This is a genomic window from Thermomonas sp. XSG (genome assembly GCF_014678725.1).
Lineage (GTDB): Bacteria > Pseudomonadota > Gammaproteobacteria > Xanthomonadales > Xanthomonadaceae > Thermomonas.
The window spans coordinates 1,278,978-1,302,997 of the sequence record NZ_CP061497.1; the positions used below are offsets into that span (position 1 = coordinate 1,278,978).

The following is a 24,020-nucleotide window of genomic DNA, read 5'->3' on the forward strand; positions in this document are numbered from 1 at the left end:
GGGTGAAGGCGCGCACCCATCGCCGACGCCTGCACCTTCGGGGCCGCAAGCGGCGGGTCTCGGCCCGTCAGCGCCCCAGCGAGGCCTGCAGCCGCGCCAGCCCTTCGGCCATGGACACCTTCGGCACGTAGCCGAAATCGCGCGTGGCCGGCGCCATCGAATACCAGTGCGCAGTGCTGAGCTGTTCGGCCAGGAAGCGCGTCATCGGCGGGTCGCCGCGCAGCGGCAGCGCGGTCCACAGCACTTCGCAAACGGCGCCGATCGCATAGGCAGCACGGAACGGCAGTGTTGCCTGCACTTCCGGCGCGCCCGCCGCGCGCAGCAGCCCGTTCAATACCTCGCGCAGCGGCCATGGTTCGCCGTTGCTGATGAAATAAGCGCGACCAGCGCAGGCTGCGCCGGCATGCAGATGCTCCAGCGCATCCACGTGCGCCTGCGCGGCGTTGTCGATGTAGGTGGTGTCGACCAGGTTGTCGCCGCTGCCGACCAGCCGCAGGCGCCCGGCCCGCGCGCGCTCCACCAGCCGCGGCAGGATCTGGGTATCACCCGGCCCCCAGATCAGCCGCGGCCGCAGCGCCACCGTGGCCAGCGCCGCGTCATTGGCGGCCAGCACCTCGCGCTCGGCGATGATTTTCGTCGTCGCGTAATGCGCCTTCACGCCTTCGCCATAAGGCACCTCGTCGGCGCTGGCGCCTTCCACCGGATGGGTCGCGCGATGCGCGACGCTGGGCGTGGAGGTGTGCACCAGCCGGCCGATCCCGTGCGCGCGGCAGGCCGCGATCACGTTGCGGGTGCCGGTCACGTTGGCATCGAAATAGCTCTGGTAACTGCCCCAGGTGCCGGCCTTGGCGGCGTTGTGCAGCACCGCGTCGAAGCCTTCCGCGAACGCCGCCAGCACCGCTTCGCGGTCGGCCAGGTCGCCCTGCAGCTGGCGCACGCCCAGTGCGTCCAGCGCCGCGTGGCGGCTGCGGCTGAAGCTGGCGACCTCTTGTCCCCGCGCCAGCAGCGCGCGGCACAGCGCCTGGCCGAGGAAACCGCCGCCACCGGTGACGAGCAGCTTCATGCCCTGCCCCCCGCGGGTTGCGCCGCCGCCCATGCCGCCAGCTTCTCGCGGCCGATCTTGGCGTTGTGGCGGATGTCCACCGGAAAGGGTTTGGGATGGTGCAGGAAGCGCTCGATCTTCGCGGTGTGGACGAAACCCTGCGCGAGGTGGCGCAGCTCGTCGGCGACTTCCGCCACGTCGGCCTGCGCGCCCGGCTTCAGTTCGAACACCAGGACCGGCGTTTGCGTGTTCCTGGGACCGACACCGACCAGTGCAGTGCGCAGCACCTGCGGATGGGTGTTGAACACCGGCTCGACCTGCTCGGTGCACAGCGTGGTCTGCGCATCCACGACCACCCGCTGCGACTTGCGCCCGCAGAACCACAGCCGGCCCGCGTCGTCGAACCAGCCAAGGTCGCCCATGCGGTGGACGATGCGGCTGCCGCCGTCGGGCAGGGTTTCGCGGATCTTCGCCAGCGCGGTCTGCACGTCGCGGTTGAAGTAGGCATCGGTGGCGCTGGGACCGGCGACGGTGATTTCGCCGACCTGCCCGGGCGCGACCTGCATCCCATCGCGCCACTCCGGGATCGCGCCATCGTCGATGCCGATGATGCGCACAGTGTTGCCCGCCACGGGCCGGCCCACGCAGGTGCCGGCGCCGGCTTCGGTGCGGGCGCGCAGGGTCAGCAGTTCGCGGCCTTCGATCACCGCCACCGGCAGGCATTCGGTGGCGCCATAGGGCGTCCACAGCTGCGCATCGGCCGGCAGCAGCTCCAGCATCCGCCGCACCACGTCGGGCGGTACCGGCGCACCGGCGCTGGTGACGCGCTTCAGGGTGGGCAGCTTTTCGCCGTGCGCGGCCAGCACGCCCATCAGCGCCGGCGAACCGAACAGCTGGGTCACGCCGAAGCGTTCGATGGCCGCATGCAACTTGCGCGGATCGGCCTTGGCCGGGCGCGTGGGGTCCATGTCGGGAATGATGCTGGTCAGTCCCAGCGCGGGGTCGAACAGGGCGAACGGCGGGAAGGTGGGGAAATCGATGCCGCCCGCGCCGATCCCGAACGCGTCGCCCAGCATCGCGATCTGCGCGACGAAATGCCGGTGCCGGTACACCACGCCCTTGGGTACGCCGGTGCTGCCGCTGGTGAACAGGATCGCGGCCACGTCCTCTCCGTCGGTGTCGGCCAGCTGCGGACCGGCGCCGGCGCCTTCGGTCTCGATCCGCGCCAGCGTGGCGTCGGCCAGCAGCGGCCAGCGTCCGGTGGTGATGCGCACCGATGCCGATTTCGCCCAGCCCAGCAGCGCCTTGGCCAGCATCGCCAGGGGAATGCCGACGAACGCTTCCGGCCGCGCCTCGCCAAGGCACTGCTTGAGCGCGCGCCGGTCGATGCCGGGGTCGACCAGCACCGGCACCGCGCCGGCCTTGAACAGCGCGAACATCAGCAGGAAGAACTCCGGCGTCGGCCGCACCATCACCACCGTGCGGGTGCCGCGACGGATGCCGCGCCCGGCCAGGCCGGCGGCGATGGCGTCGCTGCGCGCATCCAGCTGCGCATAGGTCAGCGCCACCTCGTAGCGGCCGCCCGCGCCGGGGCAGCGCATCGCCACCTGGTCGGGGTGCTCGCGGGCAAGCCGCGGCAGCGCCACGGCGATGTTGCAGGGGTCGGTCATCCGCGCATTATCGCCCGCCCCCCTTGCGCGCCGGCCCGGCGCGGAAAAAAATCGCGTCCCCGTTCCGTACTTTCGCCGCGCAAGGCCCGGCCCCCATGCACCCCTGCCTGACCTGCGGCGCCTGCTGCACCCAGTACCGCGTCGCCTTCCACTGGATGGAATCGGACGAGGTCACGCCCGGCGGCGTGCCGGCCGCACTCACCGAGCGGCTGGACGCCCATCGCCTGTGCATGCAGGGCACCTTCGCCCCGCCGATCCGCTGCGTGGCGCTGGATGCCGACATCGGCAAGTACTCGCGCTGCAGCATCCATCCCAACCGGCCGTCGGTCTGCCGCGAGGTCGAAGCCTCGTTCGAGTTCGGCCGCCCCAGCGCGCAGTGCGACAAGGCACGGATCGCCTTCGACCTGCCGGTGCTGACCGCCGCCGACTGGCGCTGGCGCGACGGCGCCGACAACGACGACCACCCGGACGATAGCGGCAACAGCCCGTCGCCGCCGGCGATGCCGCCGGTCGCCGCGTGAGCGGCGGGTTGATCCCGATCAAAACGCCCGCCGGCACCAGCGTGCAGGCTGGATGTCCACCCATCGGAGAGGCATGACATGAACGGCAAGCTCGAAGGCAAGGTCGCCCTGGTCACCGGCGGCGCGCGCGGCATCGGCGCAGCCATCGTCCGCCGGCTGCATGCCGACGGCGCCAGCGTTGCGATCACCGACGTGCTGGACGACGCCGGCCGCGCGCTGGCGGCGGAGCTCGGCGAACGCACCGCGTATTTCCACCACGACGTCAGCGACGAAGCCGCGTGGGTGGAGACGCTGGCGGCGGCCACCGCCCGCTTCGGCGGCCTGCACGTGCTGGTCAACAATGCCGGCATCTTCCACCCCGGCCAGATCGCCGACACCCCGGTGCGTGATATCGAGCAGCAGTTCCGGGTCAACCAGCTGGGTCCATTCCTCGGCATGAAGCACGGCCAGGTGCCGCTGCGCGCGGCCGGCGGCGGCTGCATCGTCAACATCAGTTCGATCGCCGGCCAGCTGGGATTCCCCAATGCGGCCGCCTACGTGGGCACCAAGTGGGCGGTGCGCGGGATGACCAAGACCGCCGCACTGGAACTGGCGCCGGCGCAGATCCGGGTGAACTCGGTGCATCCGGGCTTCATCGACACGCCGATGCTGGACAGCAACCCGCCTGAGGCCAATCAGGCCGGCATCGAAGCCACGCCGCTGAAGCGCATCGGCAAGCCCGAGGAAATCGCCGCCGCGGTGTCCTTCCTGGCCAGTGCGGACGCTGGTTTCGTCACCGGCGCGGAGCTGACGGTGGACGGCGGCTGGATTCTCTGAGCCACCCAAAGGCGCCACCGTAGGTACAACCACCGTAGGAGCGCACCGCAGGGGCGCGATGCTCTTTGCGTGATCCCGCAAAAGCGTTCGCGCCCCTGCGGTGCGCTCCTACGGAAGATCCAAGGCATTCAATCCGGCGGATTGCGATCCAGGAACGCCCGGATCAGCGGCACCAGCACCTCGTGCTTGTCTTCCAGCGCGTAGTGGCCGGCATCGGCATACGCATGGACTTCCGCGTTCGGCAGCGCCTTGCGGAAGCCGTCGAGGAAGTGCCTGTCGAAGACGAAATCGCGCAGACCCCAGCCGATGAACGCCGGCCGGTCGGCGTACCCGGGCAGCGCCTTTGCGCTGGCCTGCACCAGCGGCATCGCGCGGTCGCCATCGTGCAGCGGGATGTCCTGCATGAAGCGCAGGGTGGAGATCGCCTGGTCCCAGCCGTCGTACACGCCAGCATAGGCCGCGCGCACGTCCCTCGGCAGCGAACGCTTGGTGCCCATCCACGCCGCGCCGCGCGCGAACAGGTTGAAACGGCGGATCAACCAGCCACCCAGGCGCGAATCTCGGCCCATCGCCAGCCGCGCCGGGAAGCGCTTGGCCGATGGCAGCGGGAACGCGGCGGTATTGGTGATGACCAGGCGCTTGACGCGCGCGGGATCGCGCAGCGCCCAGCCGAAGCCGATCATCCCGCCCCAGTCGTGCACGGCCAGCGTCACCGGGCCATCGATGCCGAGGTGCTTCAGCAGCGCGTCCATGTCGTCGATGCGCGACTGCAGAGTGTAGTCGTAGGTCGGTCGCGCCGAAGGCGCATCGTCCGGGCGGTCGCTCAGGCCCATGCCAACGTGGTCCGGCACGATGCAGCGATACCTGTCGCGCAGGCCCAGCACCAGGTGCCGCCAGTAATAGCTCCACGACGGGTTGCCGTGCAGCATCACGATCACCTCGCCGTCGCGCGGGCCTTCGTCGAGGAAGGACATGGCGATGCCGGGGCGGACTTCGAAGCGTTGCGGGGTGAACGGATAGTCGGGGAAGCGCATCCGCCCATTGTAGGCGGTGCGCCGGCCTCAGCCCTGCTTGCGAAGCAGGAAGGCCTGGCTTTCCACCTGCTCCAACGCGAAGCCGAACCGCGCCGCCAGCCACTGCAGCGTGGCGAGCCGGTGGAAGCTGACATGGGTGCGGTCATCGCGGTAGCGCCAGCGCAGGAAGTTCGCCGGCACCTCCGGCGCCAGCTGGGTCATCACCCCCAGCCAGCCGCCCGGCCGCACCAGAGACGCCAGCTGCGTCCAAGCTGCCAGCGGGTCGCGGAAGTGCTCCACCACCTCGGTGCAGGTGACGAAGTCGTACTGCGCCGCCAGCAGCGTTGCATCGGGCGCGTAGCACGGGTCGTAATCGGCCATCGCCATGCCCGCCTCGCGCAGCATGATCGACAGCGCCGGTCCCGGCCCGCAGCCGAAGTCCAGCCCGCGCATGCTGGGGACTAGCTTGGCGACCAGCGGATCGGCCATCCGCGACAGGAAGCGGCGGTAACCAGCATCGGCGGGGTCGTTCTGGTGCAGGTCGTAGATCGCGCGTTCGTCTTCCGGCGACAGGTGCGATGCCGGGTCGGCCGACACCAGCCCGCAGCCCGGGCACTCGAAGTAGCGCCGTACCCGGTCCTCGCAGAAGGCGCGGGTCGCATTCCCGCACAGCGAGCAGATGGCCGGGGCCGGCCCGTCCCTGTGCCCGGCATGGTCGCACCCGGCCCGCCCGGCCGAATGTGGCCCTGCACCCGCTGCCCCCATCAACCGCAGCTCGTCTTGAACGACGCCGACTCGCCACCGGACACGGACAGCAGGCTGACCCGGCATTCACGGCCAGCGGCGCTGCGATAGGTGATGGACTCGCCGCTCTCCAGGAACTTGCGCTGGTCGCCGGCGCCCGCGGCGCTCACGGTCACATACGCCCCACCGCTGGAAACACCTCTGACGCCCAGCACCGATGAGGCATCCAGTGCCAGTCCGGTGTTCTGGGAAAGGATGATGTCGTAGCCGCCACTCACCCCCGCCTGCTGCCCGGCTACCTGCGACAGCCGGTCGTTCTCCTGCTTGGCCAGCGCCAGCTGCGCCATCAGCCCGGCGTTGGCGGACTTCATCTCGCTGACCGCGCTCCTGACCTGCGACAGCGCCTGCCGTCCGTTGCCCTCCACCGAGCTGCCCAGCGCGTCCAGGCTGCCCTGCAGCTTCTTGAACGCGGCGTCCTGGTCCTGCTTCATCTGCACCAGGTAGGCGTCGGGGTCGCGGAACTTGTCGCGCACGTAGCCATAGGCCTCGCTGCCGCCCACACCCAGCGCCAGCAGCACCAACGCGACCAGCGTGCGCTTGACCGGCTCGCCCCGCTCGGCGCTGTCGCGCTGGCCCCAGTACCACTGCAGCGCGTGTCGCAGCATGCCCGGCCGTGCGGCTTCCGCCGGCGCCATCGCCGGGCTGTTCTCGTGGTCTGCCATTGCGTCCCCCTGGTTGCGTGATGGTGTCAGGCGGCGCACACCCCGGCCGCCACCCGAGGATAGCCAGCGGGCCGGGGATTCTCCAAGCCATCCAACTTCATCAACTGCAGATGGCGTCCGCCGCCCCACCGTCGTGGCAGCCGCGAGAATTCCGGGCGGCTAGACCAGCCAGCCCTGCACTCTCGCCTTGCGCGCCAGCAACAGCAGCGCGATGCCCACCAGCAGCACCACGGCCTGCATCACCACCGCCACCGGGCCGGCCAGGCTGGCGCCATCCACCAGCACGAACAGCCCGAAGTCCTGTACCACGATGCCCAACAGCGAAAGCGCCAGCACCACCACCGCCCACTTCCGGCGCAGCAGCAGGCCCAAGCAGCCCAGCACGCCGCCAAACACCGCAAGCCCGGTGGCAGCCACCGCCCACGCCGGTCGCGCGGCGTACAGCGCCTGCTGCGCCTCGGGCAGTTGCGCCAGCTCCGCGGGCGACAGGCGCAGATCCGCGAAAAACGCCACGCAGCCCAGCACGTTCCACAACAGCGCCAGCACTGCCACCACCTTGAACCAAGCGGGTACTGCGTTCATCCGGACTCCCCCAGGGCGTGATCGGTACCGGCAGTGGGCCAGATGTCGGCCGGGCGATCAACACGGTTCGCACACAACTTCCCGGGCGTCGTTCTGCAGTTCCCGCCACCGCTCTACCCCAGCCCCGCTCTGCACAAGGCCTACACGCCGACCTTCAGCCCCGGTCTGGTGACGATGCCAAGGCGTGCCGGCTGGCTTTCCTTGCGCGCCAGCGGCGGCGTCGCAAGGAAAATTTCGCATCCACTTCTTACTTGAAAGAACCCAGGCCCGGGCCTCGGGAAATCACCACTCCACTTCCGCCATCGAGCAGTTCAGCCCGGAGCCGATGCCGAGCAGGGCCACGCGGCTGCCCTTCTTCAGGCGGCCCATCTCGCGCAGCTTGCTCAGCACGATCGGCACGCTGGCCGGGCCGATGTTGCCGTGCTCGGCGAAGATGGTCATGACCTTCTTGGGGTCGATGCCCATCGCCTTGGTGAAGGCGGCGGTGTGGACCTTGCTGACCTGGTGGATGACGAACTCGTCCAGCTCGCCGGCGACCCAGCCGAGCTTGAGCTTGGCGACTTCAAAGGTCTTGGTGGCCAGCTTGATGCCCTCGATCAGCAGCATGCGGGTATCGGTGATCATGCCGTCCAGGTTGCCGCGGCAGAGCTTGTTCCATTCGGTGGCCGCGCGGGTCACGCCCCCCTTGTAGCGCGGCGCGCCCGGCGCCAGTTCGCTGCGGGCCAGCACCATGGCCGCGGCGCCGGAACCCAGCGTGAGGGTGGCCATCTCGCTGCGGAAGTCCTCTTCGGTGACGTCAGCGCGGGTCATGCGCTCGAGCGTCTTCTCGTAGGCCATGTTGGCGGTTTCGCCGTCCACCACCAGCGCGTAGTCGATCTCGCCGCGCTCGATCATGCGGCTGGCGATGTCCATGCCGTTGATGAAGGCGAGGCAGGCGTTGGCGATGTCGAAGTTCTGGCAGGTATCGGGCAGGCCCAGGTTGCCGCTGACGATGGAGGCGGTGGACGGCTCCAGGTAGTCGCGGCTGACCGAAGTATTCACCAGCAGGCCGACCTTGTCGGGGTCGATGCCGGCATCGGCCAGCGCCTTGACGCCCGCCAGGGTGGCAGCATCCGAGGCCTGCACGTTGTCATCCCACAGGCGGCGGGCGTGCACACCGGCGATGTCGCCGAGCACGTCGACGCGGATGCCCAGCCGGTCCAGCGTGGGCCGCAGGCGCGCGTTGATCTCGTCCGACGACAACCGGCGCGGCGCGTCGATGTGGGCCAGACCGGCAATGGAGACGTGTTGGAACAGCATGGCGGGACACTCGCACGTGCGCCAAGGCGGCGCTGGAACCGCATAGGATAGCGCCTTGTCAAACCATGCGGTGGCGTACTGACGAAACTGCGGGCGGAATCACACCCGCGGCTTTCCCCGCATTCAGTTGCAGCGCCACATCGCCCAGCGCTGGCTGCCGTCCTCCGGCGGGCCCAGCGGGCTGATCCGGTTTGCGTTCAATCCAGGGGCCTCGTTGCGGGCCAGCAGCTCCAGTTCGTCGCGCACGCGGGTGTCGTCACGCTCGTAGAAGCCCACCCGGTGGGTGATGGAAACCGCCACGTCGCCGCGGCGCTCGCAACCGGCGGGAGCCGCCGACAGCACTTTCACCTGCTGCGCGCCGGGCGCCAGCTTCACGAAGGTGCAGGCCGGCAGTGCCAGCACCGTGCAGGACAGCAGGATCGCTCGCATCGCGGGCATCGGATCTCCTTGCATCGACCAGAAAAGAAAGCTCGCCAAGTGTGGCGGGCTTTCCGTGTTGCAGGATGAACGAAGCGCTTACTTCTTCGCCACCGGCTTGCCTTCGGCGTCGACCACCGTCACCTCGCCGAGGTTCAGCGCGCGCACCGCGGCTTCGGTCTTGGACAGGTCACCCACCACCACCCAGGTCAGGCCGGCCGGATCCAGCATCTTGGCGGCGGCGTTGACCTGCTCGGGGGTCATCGCCTCGATCTCGGCCTTGCGCTGGAACACGTAGTCGTCCGGACGGTTGTACAGCACGTTGCTGGCGATGGTGCTCATCACCGACGCGGCTGTCTCGTACGCACCCGGCAGGGTCAGGGTGAGCACCTTCTCCATGCCCTCCACTTCGTCCTTGCTGGCCGGGGCCTTGCCGCTGGCATAGTCGGCGATCTCGCGCTGCATTTCCGCCATCGCTTCGCCGGTCTTGTCGATCTGCACCGGTGCCGAAGCGCTCCACAGGCGCTGACCCACCGACCCGCCGGCCCCGCTGCGGGCGCCATACGACCAGTGCTTGTCCTCGCGCAGGTTCATGTTCAGGCGGGCGGTGAAGTCGCCGCCGATGATCATGTTGGCCATGTCGTACTGCACGGTCTTGGCATCGCTGCTGGGCGGCAGGGTCTGCGCCGCGACGATGTTGGCCTGCACCGCGCCCGGCTGGTCCACCAGGAACACGCGCGCCTTCTTCTGCGCGGCCACCTGCGGGATGGCGGCGGCGGCACCGGCCTGGCCTGCGGCCTTCCAGCCGCCGAAGTGCTTCTCCAGCACCGGCACGATCTCGCCGAGGGTGGTATCGCCCACCACCACCAGGGTGGCGTCCTGCGGGCGCAGGGCGCTGGCGTGCCAGCCCTGCAGGTCGGTGCGGGTCAGCCCGCCGATGGACGCCTCGGTGCCACTGCCGGTACGCGGCGCGGCGTAGGGATGGCCTTCGCCGAACACCAGGCCGGGCAGCACGCGCTGGATGATGCCGTTCGGGTTGGCCTTCTCCTGCTTGATGCCGGCGATCCACTGCCCGCGCACTCGCTCGATGTCGGCCTGCTCGAACCGCGGCTTGCGCAGCATGTCGGCGAACAGGGCCACCGACGCTTCCAGGTTCTGCTTCAGCGCCGACAGGTAGGCGCTGCTGCTGTCGAGGCCGGCGCTGGCGCCCAGGTTGGCACCCAGCGACTGCGCGCGGTCGGCGAAGGCCAGCGCATTGAGGTCGCCGGCGCCTTCGTCCAGCAGGCTCATGGTGAAGCTGGCCATGCCCGGCTTGCCGTTCGGGTCGGCCGCCTGGCCGCCGCGGAACTCGTAGCTCATCTGCACCACCGGGATGTCATGGCGCTCGGCCAGCACCACCTTGGTGCCGTTGCTGAGGGTGGCGTGCTGCTGCTGCGGGAACTTCAGGTCGGGGAAGCTGGCCGGCATCGGCACGCCGGTCTTGCGATCGACGGAGGAGGCGACGGTCTTGTACTTCGCATCCGCCTTCGGGGTCTGGAACGGGGTCGGGGTGGCCGCGGGCTCTTCCTGCAGCGCGACGCGCTTGCCCGGGTTCACCACCAGCGTGTGGCTGCCCTTGCCGGCGCCCAGCCAGGCATTGCCGGTGGCGCGCAGCGCCTCCGGCGTGGCCTCGGCCAGGGTCTTCAGGCTTTCGCGGAAGCAGCCGGGATCACCCATGAACACGGCGCATTCGGCCAGCGCATCGGCCTTGCCGCCGAAGCCGCCGATACGCTCGACGCCGCGGATCCAGCCGGCCTCGATGGCGGTGCGGTTGCGCGTCACTTCCTCGGCAGTGGGGCCTTCGGCCAGCAGCTTCTCCAGCTCCTCGTCGATGGCCGCTTCCACCTTCGCCACGTCCACGCCCTGCTTGACCGCGGCGGTGATCATGAAGGTACTGCTGAGCTGCGAGCCGTAGGCACCGGCGCTGATGTTGTCGACCAGCTTGTCCTGGTGCACCAGCCGCTTGTCCAGGCGCGACGACTTGGCGCCGCCCAGGATCTGCGCGAACAGCTGCAGGCGGTCGAGGTCCGGCGCGCCGTACTCGGCCACGTTCCACACCCGGTAGATGCGCGACTGCGGCACCTGGTCGGTCATTTCCGCGCGCGAATCGGCGCTGTGCGCGGCCACGTCCACCTTCGGCTGGGCCATCGACGGGCCGGCCGGGATGTCGCCGAAGAACTTCGTCACCTTTTCCCTGGCGGTGGCGACATCGATATCGCCGGCCAGCACCAGCACCGCGTTGTTGGGGCCGTACCAGGTCTTGAACCAGGTCTTCACGTCTTCCAGCGAAGCCGCGTTGAGATCGTTCATCGAACCAATGGTGCTGTGGTGGTACGGATGGCCCTTGGGATACATCGCCGCGCCCAGCACATCCCACACCTGGCCGTAGGGCTGGTTCTCGCCCTGCCGCTTCTCGTTCTGGACCACGCCGCGCTGCTCGTCCAGGGTCTTCTGGTCGATCGCGCCCAGCAGGTGGCCCATGCGGTCGGACTCCATCCACAGCGCGGTATCGAGCGCGGTGGTGGGCACGTTCTCGAAGTAGTTGGTGCGGTCGGAGTTGGTGGTGCCGTTCTGGTTGGTGGCGCCGATGGCCTTGAACGGGGTGAAGAACTCGCCCGGCGCGTTCTCGCTGCCGTTGAACATCAGATGCTCGAACAGGTGGGCGAAGCCGGTGCGACCCGCCGGTTCGTCCTTGCTGCCCACGTGGTACCAGACGTTGACCGCCACCACCGGCGCCTTGCGGTCGGTGTGGACCACCACGCGCAGGCCGTTGGGCAGGGTGAAGGTCTCGTAGGGAATGTCGACGGCCGGGGCGCTGGCGGCCCGTGCAGCGGGGGCGTAACCGCCGGTGGTCAAGGCAGTGGCGAGCGCAAGCGCCAGCGCGGCGGGACGAAGCACGGACATGGGCAACTCCTGTGGGTACGACGGGACGGAAACCCGTCGATCATAGACCGCACGCATCGCCGATACACTAGGCAGGAAGCCACGCCCGGGAGTTCCGCATGAACCGCACCGTCCTCGTCACCGGCGCCAACCGCGGCATCGGGCTGGCGTTCACGGGCCAGCTGCTGGCGCGCGGCGACCACGTGGTTGCCACCTGCCGCCATCCGGGCAAAGCGGCCGCGCTGAGCGCCCTGGGCGGCGAGCATCCCGGCCGCCTGCACGTGCTGCCGTTGGACGCGGCCAGCGAGAAGTCGCGCGCCGAGCTGGCCCGCGAGCTGCCGTTGGTGCTGGGGGAAGACGGACACCTGGACCTGCTCATCAACAACGCCGGCGTGCTGCATTCGGGCGAACGTTTCGGTCAGCTGCGGCAGGAGACCCTGGAAGACAGCCTGCGCATTAACGCCATCGGGCCGCTGCTGCTGGCACAGGCGGTGGCGCCGTTGCTGCAGGATGGCGACAGCGCGCCCGGCAACCACCAGCGGACGGTCATCGCCAACCTCACCTCACAGCTCGGCTCCATTGCCGGCGTGACCCGGTTCGGTGCGCCCAGCTACGCCATCAGCAAGGCCGCGCAGAACATGGCCAGCGCGCAGCTGGCGCAGGCGCTGGCCGCGCGCGGCATCGTGGTGCTGTCGCTGCACCCGGGCTGGGTACAGACCGACATGGGCGGCGGGAAGGCACCCGATGCGCCGGCCGACGTGGTCGCGGGCATGCTGCGGCTGATCGACGCAGCCACGCCCGCGCAGTCCGGCCAATTCTTCGACTGGCGCGGCGAAGTACTGCCGTGGTGAACGCCGGCAGCAACGACTCCATCCCTCGCTGCGCGAAAGGAAGCGCGTAGAACCCCATGCACGTCATCCTGCATCGCCCGGAAATCCCGCCCAACACCGGCAACGTGATCCGCCTGTGCGCCAATACCGGCGCGCAGTTGCACCTGGTGCGCCCGCTCGGTTTCGAGATCGACGACCGCCAGCTGAAACGCGCCGGCCTCGACTACCACGAGTACGCGCGTATGCAGGTGCACGACGACCTCGACGCCGCACTGGCCGCGATCACCGCCCAGGCGGGCACGCCGCCACGGATGTTCGCGCTGTCCACGCGTGGGCGCGTGCGCTTCGATGCGCCGGACTATCGCGAGCACGATGCCTTCCTGTTCGGCAGCGAAACCGCGGGGCTGCCGCCGGAGGTGCTGGCCCGCGTCCCCGAGGCGCAGCGCCTGCGCCTGCCGATGCGGCCGGACAACCGCAGCCTCAACCTGTCCAACGCAGTGGCGGTGATGGTGTTCGAGGCCTGGCGGCAGGCGGGTTTCGCGGGCGGCGAATAACGCCTGCGGCAGGCGCGCGCGAAGTACAACACCCAACCCGAATGACGGCTGTACCGTGCCGGGCGGGATTCAGTCCATGTTGTGACCGGGCGCAAAGAATGCCCGCAAGTCCCGCCGATCCGGCTGGACGGACAACAACAACATGGAGGTCCACCTCATGAAGCGTCACATCCTTGCCTTCGCCCTCGTCGCCGCCATGCCCTTCGCCGCGTCCGCGGCCGACGGCATCAAGTACAACTACGTGCAGGGCGGCTACGTCGCCACCAATACCGACGCCGGCGACGCCGACGGCTGGGGCGTGCGTGGCTCGGTGGCCGTGCATCCGAACTTCCACCTGTTCGCCGACTACGCCAACCAGAAGATCGACAACACCAGCGTCGATTTCGACCAGTGGCGCGTGGGTGGCGGCTACAACCGCAGCATCTCCGACCGCACCGACTTCGTCGGCCAGCTGGCCTACGAGAAGCTGGATGCCGGCGCCGGGATCAAGGCCGAGGGCTACAGCGCCGAAGCCGGCGTGCGCAGCATGATGACCCCGAACATCGAGGGTTACGCGATGCTGGGCTACCAGGACGGCGACGACTTCGACGGCGACGCCTATGGCCGCCTGGGTGCCGCGGTCAAGTTCAACCAGAACTGGGGCGCCACCGCCGAGGTCAAGCTGGTCAACGGCGGCGACACCCAGTGGTTCGTGGGTCCGCGCTTCACCTGGTAAGGCATCCGCCAAGCCACACGAAAACGCCCGGCACTGCCGGGCGTTTTCTTTTGCGCGCGGCGCGATCCGCGCAGCTTCAGCGGGTCAGCTGAACAGCGACTGCGGATATTCCGCCTTGCGCTCGCGCGCCATCAACCGCGCCAAGCCTTCGGCCGGCGTGACCGTGCCGTGCAGCACGTCGCGTACCCCTTCGGCGATCGGCAGTTCGATGCCGTGCGCATCGGCCAGCCGCATCACCTCGTCGGCGGTCTGCAGGGATTCGACCACCTGGCCGATCTCGCGCACCGCATCGGCGATCGTGGCGCCGCGCCCCAGCGCCAGGCCCAGCCGGCGGTTGCGCGACAGGTCGCCGGTGCAGGTCAGCACCAGGTCGCCCAGGCCGGCAAGGCCCATCAGGGTTTCCGGGCGGCCGCCCAACGCGATGTTGAGCCGCAGCATCTCGTTGAGGCCGCGGGTGATCAGGCCGGCGCGGGCGTTCAGCCCCAGCCCCATGCCGTCAGCCACGCCGGTGGCCACCGCCAGCACGTTCTTCATCGCCCCGCCCAGCTCGGCGCCGCGCATGTCGTTGCCGGTGTAGGCGCGGAACGCCGGGCCATGCAGCGCGTCGGCGACCTGCCGGCAGAACGCGGCATCGTCGGAATGCACGGTCAGCGCGGTGGGCAGGCCCTCGGCCACCTCCTTGGCGAACGACGGGCCGGTGACCACCGCCAGCGGCACTTCGTGGCCCAGCACCTCGCCGGCGACCTCATGCAGGAAACGCCCGCTGCCCGGTTCGAAGCCCTTGGTGGCCCAGGCCACCCCGGCCTGCGGCGGGCGCAACGGCGCCAGCGCACGCAGGGTCTCGGCGAACGCATGCGAGGGCACCACCACCAGCACCAGGTCGGCATCGGCCAACGCCTCGTGCAGCGAGGTGGTGGCGCGCAGCCCGCCCGGCAGGGCGATGCCCGGCAGGTAGCGCGGATTCTCGCCACCATCCTCGATGGCCGCCACGGTGGCGACATCCCGGCCCCACAGCACGGTGGGATGTTCGTGGCGGGCGATCAGCGCCGCCAGCGCGGTCCCCCAAGAGCCCGCGCCGAGGACGGCGACCTTCGGTTTTGCAGACGCCGTCATGCGTCGCGGATCAGGCGTTGCCGGCGGTTTCGGCGTCGGCCAGCGAGTCGCCCTGCTGCGACATCTGCGCAACGCGCTGGCGCAGGGTCTCGGCGTACAGCGCCTCGAAGTTGATCGGCTGCATCAGGAACGGCGGGAAGCCGCCCGAGGTGATCAGCTGGCCGATGATGGCCGAAGCGTAGGGGTAAAGGATGTTCGGGCACTGGATGCCCAGCATGGCGTCCAGCATCTGGTCGTCCATGCCGCCCAGGCCGAACACGCCGGCCTGCTCGACTTCGGCCAGGTAAGCGGTCTTGTCGTTCAGGGTGCAGGTCAGGGTGATGCCCAGGCTGACTTCGAACGCGGTATCGGCCAGGCGCTGCACCTTCTGGTTCAGCTTCATCTGCAGGTCGGGCTGGCCCGGTTCGTTGAACACCTGCGGCGCGTTCGGGGCCTCGAAGGAGACGTCCTTCACATACAGCTTTTCGACGGTGAAGGTCGGGCCCTGCTGGGCGTCGGCGGCCGGCGCGATGCCGTTCAGGTTTTCATCGGACATGGGAATTCTCGAGTGCAGCGAAGGAAATGGAAACGTCGATTATCGCACCGAACGCGGTGCGGCCTTTCCGACGTGGGGCAGGCGGACGCCGAACACAAGTCCGGCGCAGGGCGGATCAGCGGCCCTTGATTAGCGGCAAGTCGGCGGCTTGCCACGCCTGGATGCCGCCTTCCAGCACGCTGACGTGGGCGAAACCGGCTTTGCGCAGGCGCTTGGCGGCGCCGCTGGCGGTCTGCCCGACCCGGCATACCAGCACCACCGGCAGCGCCTTGGCGGCGGCCAGCTGCTTGTGCTCGGGGTCGAACTGGCTGGGCTGGACGTTCTTCGAGCCGGCGATATGGCCCTTTTCGAACTCGCCGGGCGCGCGCAGGTCCACCACCAGCGCGTTGTCACGGTTGATCAGGCCGGTCAGCTGGGCCGGCCCGATCCGGCGTACGCCACCCAGCAGGTTGGCGACCTCGTTGGCGACCAGGGCGATGGTGATACCGGCCAGGGCCAGCGAGAGCATGGGATGGCGGCCGGCAAAAGCGGCGAGTTCGGCGAAGGTCACGGGATCGACCGGTGATTGCGGGGCGGCAATTGTAGCCGCAGCGCCGGGCTCATTCCCCCCACAGGTCCGGCAGGCCGCTGACCAGCCACCAGCTGCGGGAAGGCTCGTCGTAACGCCAGCGCTCGCGATAGCGGACGGTACGTTCGGCCAGGGTGTTGCGGTTGATGACGCCGATCTCGATGTCGCGCACCACCTCGCCGCTGCCCAGGGTGGTGCCGCCGCTGTCGCGGTAGGAGGAGATCTGCACCTGCTTGTAGCGCGAGAAGTCGATATCGGTGAGCGGGTGTTCCTTGCGCACCTTGGGATCGACGAGGTTCCAGGCCCCTTCGAAGTCGCCCCAGCGGATCGCCGCCGAATAGCTGTACTGCGCCTCGTCCAGCGCACTGCCCTTGCTCGCGGACTTGGGGCAGCCGGCCAGCAGGGCCAGGCAGCACAGCAACAGGCAGCGCAGCAGCCATCGGGACATCGGGATTCTCCGGCGGGGGACGACGCATCCTAACCGCTTGCGGGCGGGTTGCCCGCCGCGACGCGGTCAGGCCTTGCCGATCGCCACGTAGCGGCCGGTGAAGGTCGCCGCCACGCCCCCGTCGGCAAGCAGCGTCCGGGCCTGCAGGCGGATGCCGGCGCGGCCCTGCCGACCCAGCGTGTCCACCAGCGCGGCGTGCTCCAGCGCATCGTCGAACGCGGCTTCGACCACGATGTCCTCGAACACCGGCTTGAGATAGCGCACCCGGCTGTCAGCCACGAACACGTCCGCATGCAGGCCGGCGGTTTCCAGCTCCAACGACACCAGCCCCCACGCGGCGATGGTCATCAGCGAGGACAGGCTGCCGCCGAACGCGCAGTGCTTGTCGTTGACGTTGGCGGCCAGCGGCGCGCGCACGCGCAGCACGCCATCGCGCCACTCCAGTACCTGCGGCTGCATGGCGGCCACCGGCGGCATGCCGGCGAAATGCCGGGCCAGCGCGTCCAGCGCGGAAAGGGGTGTATCGATTGCATCCATGTGCGAAGCCTGACGCAATCCTCGGTGCCATGCCAAGCTGTAGCCATGCCGCGCCTTGCCGATCAAGCACTTCCGCTTCAACACTGGACCGTACTGTCGCTGCGACCGCGCGGACAGCATGCCGGTCTGCGCGCGGCGGCAACGCGATCCGGGGCGCGCTTGCTGGCGCTGTCGCCGATCGCCATCGACACCCCCGACGACAGCGACGCGCGGCAATCCCTGGCCGCCGCGCTGGCTGCAGATATCGTCCTGTTCACCAGCCCGAACGCAGTGCGCGCGGCAGCGGCACTGGCCCCGCTGCAGGCACGTCGCGGCCAGCACTGGCTGGCGGTCGGCGCCGGCACCCGCCGCGCACTGGCGCGCTGCGGAGTCGACGCGCTCGCGCCGGCGCGGATGGACAGCGAAGGTTTGCTGGGCATGCCGCAACTTGTGGAAGCCCAGGGCAAGCGCATCGGCCTGGTCACCGCGCCCGGCGGTCGCGGCGTGCTGGCACCGTCACTGACCGCACGCGGTGCGACCGTGCTGCGCGCGAACGTATACGCGCGCCACGCCGCGGCCCTGTCGCCGGCCCGGCGCGCGGCGCTGGAAGCGGTGCTGCGCGACCCCGAACGCGTGCTGCTGGCACTGAGCAGCGGCGAAGCGCTGGACGCGCTGCTGGCGCAGGCGCCGCCACACGCGCTGCGGGATGTGGCGGTGGTCGCGGCCAGCGCCCGTCTGGCCGAGGCGGCGCGGGCGGCGGGCTTCACCCGCGTCACGCAGGCGAGCGACGCACGCCCGTCCGCGCTGCTGCGTGCAGCTGCCGACGCCTTCGCCCGGCCCGATTAACATCGCCGTCATGGATACCCCCGACATTCCGGACCCGGCAACGCCCCTGCGCCGCTCCCGCGCCGGTGGCCTGCTGTTGCTGGCGCTGCTGCTGATCGCGCTGGCGACCGCCGGCGTGCTGGGCTGGCGCCAGTGGCAGGCGCGGCAGGCGCAGGAACAGGCCCGCAGCGAACAACAGCGCAACGCGCTGGAAGCACGCATCGACAGCCTGCGGCAGGCACAGCGCGCGCAGGCACAGCGGTTGCAGCAGGCCGAAGCCACCAACCGCGTGTTGCGCGACGAACTGCTGGGCCTCGGCCAACGCGCGGCGGCGATCGAGGAAAGCGTGTCGCAGCTGGCCGATCCCGCCCGCCACGGCGCGCTGGCACTGAAGTTGGACCAGGTCGAATTGCTGCTGGCGATCGGCCAGCAACGCCTGCAGCTGGACGGCGACCTCGACGGCGCGCGGCGTGCGCTGGCATTGGCGGCCCCGCTGCTGGCCGCGGTGGATGATCCCGCCTGGCTCAATCTCAAGCAGACACTGGCGCAGGAACAGGCCGCGCTGGCAGCACTGGGCCCGGACTCTCGCACCACTGCGGAATCACTGCTCGAACGGCTGGTTGCGGATATCCCGCTGGAACAAGCCGCCATCACCGACGCCAAGCCATCGCAAGCCGCGCCGTGGTATACGCGCCTGCTGGACCGCATCGTGCGCGTGCAGCCCACCGCCAGCGCCGGACTGCGCGACCACGCCGATCGCCAAGCCGCACTGGCCGCGCTGCAGCTGGAAGCGGCGCTGGCGCGCGCGGCCATCGTCGGTCGCGACGATGCCGGGCTGCAGCAGGCGCTCGTCCGCATCGACGCGTGGCTGCGGCGCCTGCTGGCCGGGTCGCCGTCCCTGCCGCAACGCCAGCGCCTGATCGTGCAGCTGCGCACGATCACGCTGCATCCGGCCATCCCGCTGTCCGGCAGCACGCTGGCGCAGCTGCGCGCGCAACGCGACGGCTGATCCAAGGCACCGCGCCGCCGGTTGCATCCACGCGCGGCGTGGACATCCCGCTCCAACCCACTGCGTACACTGGCGCCATCCCGCCGCCTGGGGCGCGGATACCCCCTGCCCACCTGGGAGATGCCGCATGAACCTGTTCCGCAACGTACTGGTCTGGCTGCTGCTGGCGGTGCTGGGGGCTGTGCTGGTGCAGTTCCTGCTGCAGGACCCGGGCTATCTGCTGATCCGCTACCGCGGCACCGATTACAGCACCACCCTGGCGGTGGGGATTGGCCTGCTGCTGGCAGGGCTGTTCGCGCTGGCACTGCTGTGGGCTGCGCTGCGGCTGCCGTTCCGGCTGTGGAACCGGCGCCGCAAGCGGCGCGCGCGGGCGCAGCTGGTGGATGGGCTGGCCGCGTTCGAACGCGGCGACTACCTGCGCGCCGGGCAGCTGCTACGACAGGCCATGGACGAGCCCGCAGCGGAAGCCGTCGCCCGCGCGCAGGCGGCACGCGCCGCGTTCGCGCGCGGCGACGACGCCACAGGCGAAGCGTTGCTGGAGGGATTCGAACATCGCCACGCCGGCATCCGCGCGGTGGTGCAGGCCGAACGCGCGCTGGCCCGGCAGCAGCCGGAAGCCGCGCTGCATGCTCTCGACGCCACGGCGGCGCAACCGCTGCCGCCGCGCGGCCTTTGGCTGCGCGCGCAGGCGCTGGTGGCCAGCGGACGCAGCGCCGAGGCGTACGGCTTGCTGGGTGCGCTGCGCCAGCAGCAGGCGCTGCCGGCAGCCGAAGGCGAATCGCTGCCGGCACGCTGGGCAGCGCAGGCGCTGCGCGAAGCCGATGACGGCAATGCCATCGCCGGACTGTGGGATGCGCTGCCGCCGGCACTGCGCACGCATTCCGACGTGGCGGCCGCCTACGCCGGCCGCGCCGCCGCGCTCGGCTGGCACGAGGCAGCCACGGGCGGCATCGAGCGGGCACTGGACGCCGGCTGGGACGATGCGCTGGCAGCGCTGTACGGCCAGCTCGACGTCGACCGCCTCGATGCGCGCCGCGCGCAGCTCGAGCGCTGGCTGCAGGCGCGCCCGGCCAACCCGGCCCTGCTGCTCGCCAGCGCCCGCATCGACCAGCGCCAGGGCCGCTGGCTGGCGGCTGAGGACACCCTGCATCGCGCCATCGCGGCAGGCGCAGGCGCGCCGGCATGGGAAGCGTTGGGCGATGGCGCCGCGCGGCTGGATGACCACGTTCGCGCCCAGCGCTGCTATGCCAACGCGCTGCGCAGCCAGCGCGGGGAGACCGTGCTGGAGCCGGCAGACCCGGCGCCGCAGGCGCTGCCGCTGGCCGCGCAGGTGGTAACGCGCGACCCGTACGGCACGCCGCGCCTGTCCGACTGACCCGGCCCGCACCGCGGCGCGTCATCGCCCGCGCGCGGTTCGGCGAAAATAGCGCGCGCCTTGCCCGCGTCCCGCGCCGCTGCGGATGCAGCCGCGACGCGACGCGCGGGCAGCCGCCCCCTCCTTCCCCGGATACCCCGATGCTCAATATCGTCGTCGCCGCGCTGTGCAGCGTGCTGGTTTCCGTCCTGCTCAAGCTCGCCCGGCGGTTCGATGTCGACGTCGGCCAGGCGGTGGCGTGGAACTACGTCGCCACCACCGCGCTGACTCTGGCGGTGCTGCAGCCGGCGCTGCCCCCGCTGCAGCAGGTGGACACGCCGTGGCTGACCCTCGCCGCGCTGGGCCTGCTGCTGCCGACCATCTTCCTGGCGCTGGCGGCCTCCGTGCGCCACGCAGGGATCGTGCGCAGCGATGCGGCCCAGCGGCTGTCGTTGCTGATCCCGCTGCTGGCCGCATTCACCCTGTTCGGCGAATCCCTCGCGCCGCTCAAGCTGACCGGCTGCGCGCTGGGCCTGCTGGCGCTGGCAGCGATGGTCTGGCGCGATGATCGCAATGCCGATGGCAACGGTGGCGCGCGCTGGGGCTGGCCGCTGGCGGTGTTCGCCGGCTTCGGCCTGATCGACGTCCTGTTCAAGCGCTTGGCCGCCGGCGGCATGCCGCTGGGCAGCGCGCTGCTGGCGGTGTTCGCACTGGCGCTGCTGGTGGCCTTTGCCATCCAGCTGGCGCGGCGGGTTCGCTTCACCCTGCGCAGCGCGCTGGGCGGGCTGCTGCTGGGGGCCGTCAACTTCGCCAACATCCTGTTCTACCTGCGCGCCCACCGCGCGCTGCCGGACAGCCCGTCTCTGGTGTTCGCCAGCATGAACCTCGGCGTGGTGGCACTCGGCGCGGTCGCTGGCGTTGCGCTGTTCCGCGAGCGCCTCGGCCGGATCAACGCCGCCGGCCTGCTGCTGGCGCTGGCCGCGATCGCCCTGCTGGCGCTGGGCTGAGCGGCGCAGCTCCTACAATGCACGCATGAACATCCCCGACATCGACAGCGTCCGCAGCTACCTCACCGGCCTGCAGGACCGCATCTGCGCCGCCATCGAAGGCGCCGACGGCAGCGCGCGCTTCAGCGAGGACGCATGGACGAAGGATCCCGCCAGCTCGCCGATCCGCGGCGGCGGGCGCACCCGGGTGCTGCGCGAGGGCGCGGTGTTCGAGCAGGCCGGGATCGGTTTTTCCGACGTGGCCGGCGACCGCCTGCCGCCATCCGCGAGTGCCGGCCGCCCGGAACTGGCCGGTGCGTCGTGGCGCGCGGTGGGCGTCTCGCTGGTGTTCCATCCGCGCAATCCGTACCTGCCGACCACGCATGCCAACGTGCGCCATTTCCGCGCCGAGCGCGACGGCGAAACCGTGGCCTGGTGGTTCGGCGGCGGCTTCGACCTGACCCCGTTCTATCCGTTCGACGAGGATGTGCTGCACTGGCACCGCACCGCGCGCGCGCTGTGCGAACCGTTCGGCGCGCAGGCGCGCTACGACGCGCACAAGCGCTGGTGCGACGAATATTTCTTCCTCAAGCACCGCGACGAAACCCGCGGCGTGGGCGGGCTGTTCTTCGATGACCTGCACGGCGACTTCGACGACTGCTTCGGCTACATGCGCGCGGTCGGCGACGGCTTCCTCGACGCCTTCCTGCCGATCGTCGAACACCGCAAGGACACGCCTTACGGCGAGCGCGAGCGCCAGTTCCAGCTGTACCGGCGCGGGCGCTACGTGGAGTTCAACCTGGTGTTCGACCGCGGCACGCTGTTCGGCCTGCAGAGCGGCGGCCGCACCGAATCGATCCTGATGAGCCTGCCGCCGCTGGTGCGCTGGGAATACGGCTACCAGCCCGAGGCCGGCAGCGCCGAGGCGCGGCTGGCCGACTACCTGCGCCCGCGCGACTGGCTGGGCGAGCTGGCCTGATCAGTCGCGCATCAGGGTGGACTTGCCGAACAGGCTTTCCACCAGGTCCACCGCCAGCTTGGCGGTGGCGTTGCGACGATCCAGCGCGGGGTTCACTTCAACCAGGTCGAGCGACCCCAGGCGGCCGCTGTCGGCGACCATCTCCATGATCAGCTGCGCCTCGCGGTAGTTCACGCCGCCGGGCACGCGGGTGCCGGTGCCGGGCGCGATCGACGGGTCCAGCATGTCGACGTCGAAGCTGACGTGCAGGTGGGTGTCGGCATCCACGCCTTCCAGTGCCTCCTCCATCGCGCGGCGCATGCCCACTTCATCGATGTAGCGCATGTCGTAGATGTCGAGGCCATGTTCCTTGACCAGCTGCTTCTCGCCCGGATCGACCGAGCGGATGCCGATCTGGCGCACCTGTGCCGGGGTGATCGCCGGCACTGTCCCGCCCAGCGTGGTCAGCGCCTCCGGGCCCATCCCGCACAGGCAGGCCACCGGCATGCCGTGGATGTTGCCGCTGGGAGTGAGCGCACTGGTGTTGAAATCGGCGTGCGCGTCCAGCCACAGGATGCGCAGCTTCCGGCCGTTGTCGCGGCAGTGCGCGGCCACCGCGGCGATTGAACCGATGGCCAGGCAGTGGTCGCCACCCAGCATGATCGGCATGCGCCCGGCGCGCAGCTCGCCGAGGCTGGCGTCGAACACCGCGCGGTTCCAGGCGGTGACTTCCGCGAGGTGGCGGTAGCCGTCCACCGGCGGGCTGACCGGATTGCGCGGGCCGGCGACATCGCCGATATCGCGCGCATCCACCCCGCGGGCGGCGATGGCTTCGACCAGCCCGGCCACGCGCAGCGCTTCCGGCCCCATCGATGCGCCGCGCCGGGACGCGCCGATGTCGGTGGGTACGCCGAACACGGAAACGGGCGGATAGGCACGGGTCATGGTGGCTCCAGGCGCTGCGGATGGCGCGGATGCGCGCACGGGATGGTGCCGCTTGTCCGAATCGAACGGACGACCTGCTGTTTACAAGACAGCTGCTCTACCAACTGAGCTAAAGCGGCGGGCAGCCGATTCTATCAGGCGACATGATCGCCGCCCGACGCGCCGCAGCGCGCCCTCAGCGCAGCTGCGCGCAGTCCAGCGGCTGCGAGCGCGCGATCCGCGCCAGCGCGGCGCGGTCCGCGCCCGCCGGCAGGCGCGCGTCCAGCCACGCCTGCGCGGGAGTGCCGCCAACCGGCTCCACCTGCGCCTGCACACCCTTGCCGCGCAGCTCGGTCTGGCGCCGGCGCGCGCCGGTCTCGCTGCTGAAGCGGCCCAGCGCGATGCTGTTGGCGTCCGCGCCCTCGGTCATCACGAACAGGTCGGCCACGCCCGCGGCCTTCAACCGCTCTGCCGTCGCCACCGCTGCCTCGCGCGAGGGCTGCGCAGGCAGGAACACCTTCCAGCCGCGCACGCCGCGGGCGCGCTCGTCGAAGGCCACCGCCGTGACGCCGGCCGTGGCCAGCGCCGTGCGCGCAACACTGCGCGCGGCAGGATCAGCAAACGGTCCGAAGCGCAGGCAGACCGCAGGCTGTTCGACCGCGATGGGGGCAGCGGGCGCGGGCGTGGCCATGGGCGTGCCGGGCGCCGCAGCCGGCGGTGCCGCGGCGGCAGACGGTGACGGTGCGGCCGCCGCGTCGGCCGTTGCCGCCACTGCCGGCGGGAACGGCGCCGGCACTTCCTTCAGCAGGCGCAGTCCCGGCGCGGCAGTGGCCATCCCGGCGGCAACGCCGGGCTGCGGCTGGAACAGCCACCAGCCGGCGGCGCCCAGGTTGAGCATCACGAGGATCACGATGGCGGCGCGCAGCAGCATCGGGCG

General features: G+C 70.4%; 26 protein-coding genes and 1 tRNA gene. 10 read left to right on the top strand and 17 right to left on the bottom strand.

What is annotated here, in order from left to right:
* Positions 1–67 precede the first annotated feature (67 nt).
* Together oleD and oleC are read right to left on the bottom strand one after the other, a co-directional pair.
* Positions 68–1,063, bottom strand: coding sequence for a 2-alkyl-3-oxoalkanoate reductase (gene oleD, locus ICG51_RS06025; protein ID WP_190282085.1), 996 nt, complete (start codon positions 1,061–1,063; stop codon positions 68–70).
* The gene (gene oleC / locus ICG51_RS06030; RefSeq protein WP_190282086.1) at positions 1,060–2,712 is read right to left on the bottom strand and encodes an olefin beta-lactone synthetase; all 1,653 of its coding nucleotides are present in this window, start codon (positions 2,710–2,712) and stop codon (positions 1,060–1,062) included. Before oleC ends, oleD begins: the two co-directional genes overlap by 4 nt.
* 95 nt (positions 2,713–2,807) lie before the next feature.
* Here oleC and ICG51_RS06035 point away from each other — a divergent pair, with 95 nt between their 5' ends.
* Positions 2,808–3,233, top strand: a complete 426-nt coding sequence (locus ICG51_RS06035; RefSeq protein ID WP_190282087.1) for a YkgJ family cysteine cluster protein — start codon at positions 2,808–2,810, stop codon at positions 3,231–3,233.
* Positions 3,234–3,311: 78 nt separating this feature from the next.
* Positions 3,312–4,049: a glucose 1-dehydrogenase gene (locus tag ICG51_RS06040; RefSeq protein ID WP_190282088.1), complete on the top strand. Its 738-nt coding sequence runs from the start codon at positions 3,312–3,314 to the stop codon at positions 4,047–4,049.
* 128 nt (positions 4,050–4,177) lie between these two features.
* Here the strand turns inward: ICG51_RS06040 and ICG51_RS06045 are convergent, their stop codons facing one another.
* The 7 genes from ICG51_RS06045 to ICG51_RS06075 form a co-directional block, all read right to left on the bottom strand.
* Positions 4,178–5,083, bottom strand: a complete 906-nt coding sequence (locus ICG51_RS06045; RefSeq protein ID WP_190282089.1) for an alpha/beta fold hydrolase — start codon at positions 5,081–5,083, stop codon at positions 4,178–4,180.
* A 27-nt stretch (positions 5,084–5,110) separates the two neighbouring features.
* Positions 5,111–5,659 carry a class I SAM-dependent methyltransferase gene (locus ICG51_RS06050; RefSeq protein WP_223809537.1) on the bottom strand — a complete coding sequence of 183 codons (549 nt, stop codon included), beginning with the start codon at positions 5,657–5,659 and terminating at the stop codon, positions 5,111–5,113.
* Positions 5,660–5,826: 167 nt separating this feature from the next.
* On the bottom strand, positions 5,827–6,528 hold the full coding sequence (locus ICG51_RS06055) for a hypothetical protein (RefSeq protein ID WP_190282091.1): 702 nt from the start codon (positions 6,526–6,528) through the stop codon (positions 5,827–5,829).
* Positions 6,529–6,687: 159 nt separating this feature from the next.
* Complete coding sequence (locus ICG51_RS06060) at positions 6,688–7,110, bottom strand: hypothetical protein (RefSeq protein ID WP_190282092.1); 423 nt, start codon at positions 7,108–7,110, stop codon at positions 6,688–6,690.
* A gap of 282 nt (positions 7,111–7,392) precedes the next feature.
* Positions 7,393–8,409, bottom strand: coding sequence for a 3-oxoacyl-ACP synthase III (locus tag ICG51_RS06065; protein WP_190282093.1), 1,017 nt, complete (start codon positions 8,407–8,409; stop codon positions 7,393–7,395).
* A gap of 123 nt (positions 8,410–8,532) precedes the next feature.
* Positions 8,533–8,847 carry a DUF4156 domain-containing protein gene (locus tag ICG51_RS06070; protein WP_223809538.1) on the bottom strand — a complete coding sequence of 105 codons (315 nt, stop codon included), beginning with the start codon at positions 8,845–8,847 and terminating at the stop codon, positions 8,533–8,535.
* A gap of 78 nt (positions 8,848–8,925) precedes the next feature.
* Positions 8,926–11,769 (bottom strand): pitrilysin family protein, encoded by a 2,844-nt coding sequence (locus tag ICG51_RS06075; protein WP_190282094.1) that lies wholly within the window; start codon positions 11,767–11,769, stop codon positions 8,926–8,928.
* A 98-nt stretch (positions 11,770–11,867) separates the two neighbouring features.
* On the opposite strand from ICG51_RS06075, the gene ICG51_RS06080 reads away from it, so the two are divergent.
* The 3 genes from ICG51_RS06080 to ICG51_RS06090 all read left to right on the top strand — a co-directional run bounded on the left by ICG51_RS06080 (position 11,868) and on the right by ICG51_RS06090 (position 13,847).
* A complete protein-coding gene (locus ICG51_RS06080) occupies positions 11,868–12,599 on the top strand; it encodes an SDR family oxidoreductase (RefSeq protein WP_190282095.1) in 732 nt (243 codons plus the stop codon).
* A 56-nt stretch (positions 12,600–12,655) separates the two neighbouring features.
* Positions 12,656–13,132 carry a tRNA (cytidine(34)-2'-O)-methyltransferase gene (locus ICG51_RS06085; protein ID WP_190282096.1) on the top strand — a complete coding sequence of 159 codons (477 nt, stop codon included), beginning with the start codon at positions 12,656–12,658 and terminating at the stop codon, positions 13,130–13,132.
* Between the two features lie 157 nt (positions 13,133–13,289).
* Positions 13,290–13,847, top strand: a complete 558-nt coding sequence (locus ICG51_RS06090) for a diffusible signal factor-reguated Ax21 faimly protein (RefSeq protein ID WP_190282097.1) — start codon at positions 13,290–13,292, stop codon at positions 13,845–13,847.
* An 84-nt stretch (positions 13,848–13,931) separates the two neighbouring features.
* On the opposite strand, the gene ICG51_RS06095 is transcribed toward ICG51_RS06090, so the two are convergent.
* The 5 genes from ICG51_RS06095 to ICG51_RS06115 all read right to left on the bottom strand — a co-directional run bounded on the left by ICG51_RS06095 (position 13,932) and on the right by ICG51_RS06115 (position 17,048).
* The gene (locus tag ICG51_RS06095) at positions 13,932–14,960 is read right to left on the bottom strand and encodes an NAD(P)H-dependent glycerol-3-phosphate dehydrogenase (RefSeq protein WP_190282098.1); all 1,029 of its coding nucleotides are present in this window, start codon (positions 14,958–14,960) and stop codon (positions 13,932–13,934) included.
* Between the two features lie 10 nt (positions 14,961–14,970).
* Positions 14,971–15,495 (bottom strand): protein-export chaperone SecB, encoded by a 525-nt coding sequence (gene secB / locus ICG51_RS06100; RefSeq protein ID WP_190282099.1) that lies wholly within the window; start codon positions 15,493–15,495, stop codon positions 14,971–14,973.
* 115 nt (positions 15,496–15,610) lie between these two features.
* Complete coding sequence (locus ICG51_RS06105; protein ID WP_190282100.1) at positions 15,611–16,045, bottom strand: rhodanese-like domain-containing protein; 435 nt, start codon at positions 16,043–16,045, stop codon at positions 15,611–15,613.
* Between the two features lie 49 nt (positions 16,046–16,094).
* Positions 16,095–16,511: a hypothetical protein gene (locus tag ICG51_RS06110; RefSeq protein ID WP_190282101.1), complete on the bottom strand. Its 417-nt coding sequence runs from the start codon at positions 16,509–16,511 to the stop codon at positions 16,095–16,097.
* 66 nt (positions 16,512–16,577) lie between these two features.
* The gene (locus ICG51_RS06115; RefSeq protein ID WP_190282102.1) at positions 16,578–17,048 is read right to left on the bottom strand and encodes a YiiD C-terminal domain-containing protein; all 471 of its coding nucleotides are present in this window, start codon (positions 17,046–17,048) and stop codon (positions 16,578–16,580) included.
* A 45-nt stretch (positions 17,049–17,093) separates the two neighbouring features.
* Here ICG51_RS06115 and ICG51_RS06120 point away from each other — a divergent pair, with 45 nt between their 5' ends.
* The 5 genes from ICG51_RS06120 (at position 17,094) to hemF (ending at position 22,180) form a co-directional block, all read left to right on the top strand.
* A complete protein-coding gene (locus ICG51_RS06120; protein ID WP_190282103.1) occupies positions 17,094–17,873 on the top strand; it encodes a uroporphyrinogen-III synthase in 780 nt (259 codons plus the stop codon).
* A 10-nt stretch (positions 17,874–17,883) separates the two neighbouring features.
* Complete coding sequence (locus ICG51_RS06125; protein WP_190282104.1) at positions 17,884–18,861, top strand: uroporphyrinogen-III C-methyltransferase; 978 nt, start codon at positions 17,884–17,886, stop codon at positions 18,859–18,861.
* 127 nt (positions 18,862–18,988) lie between these two features.
* Complete coding sequence (locus ICG51_RS06130; RefSeq protein WP_190282105.1) at positions 18,989–20,236, top strand: heme biosynthesis HemY N-terminal domain-containing protein; 1,248 nt, start codon at positions 18,989–18,991, stop codon at positions 20,234–20,236.
* Positions 20,237–20,376: 140 nt separating this feature from the next.
* Complete coding sequence (locus tag ICG51_RS06135) at positions 20,377–21,222, top strand: EamA/RhaT family transporter (protein WP_190282106.1); 846 nt, start codon at positions 20,377–20,379, stop codon at positions 21,220–21,222.
* 31 nt (positions 21,223–21,253) lie between these two features.
* Positions 21,254–22,180 (top strand): oxygen-dependent coproporphyrinogen oxidase, encoded by a 927-nt coding sequence (hemF, locus tag ICG51_RS06140; protein WP_190282387.1) that lies wholly within the window; start codon positions 21,254–21,256, stop codon positions 22,178–22,180.
* Here the strand turns inward: hemF and rocF are convergent, their stop codons facing one another.
* From rocF to ICG51_RS06155, 3 genes are all read right to left on the bottom strand, one after another.
* Positions 22,181–23,104 carry an arginase gene (gene rocF, locus ICG51_RS06145; protein ID WP_190282107.1) on the bottom strand — a complete coding sequence of 308 codons (924 nt, stop codon included), beginning with the start codon at positions 23,102–23,104 and terminating at the stop codon, positions 22,181–22,183. It abuts the gene before it with no gap.
* A 43-nt stretch (positions 23,105–23,147) separates the two neighbouring features.
* Positions 23,148–23,223 (bottom strand) — tRNA-Thr (locus ICG51_RS06150).
* Positions 23,224–23,279: 56 nt separating this feature from the next.
* Positions 23,280–24,014 carry a hypothetical protein gene (locus tag ICG51_RS06155; protein ID WP_190282108.1) on the bottom strand — a complete coding sequence of 245 codons (735 nt, stop codon included), beginning with the start codon at positions 24,012–24,014 and terminating at the stop codon, positions 23,280–23,282.
* Positions 24,015–24,020 lie beyond the last annotated feature (6 nt).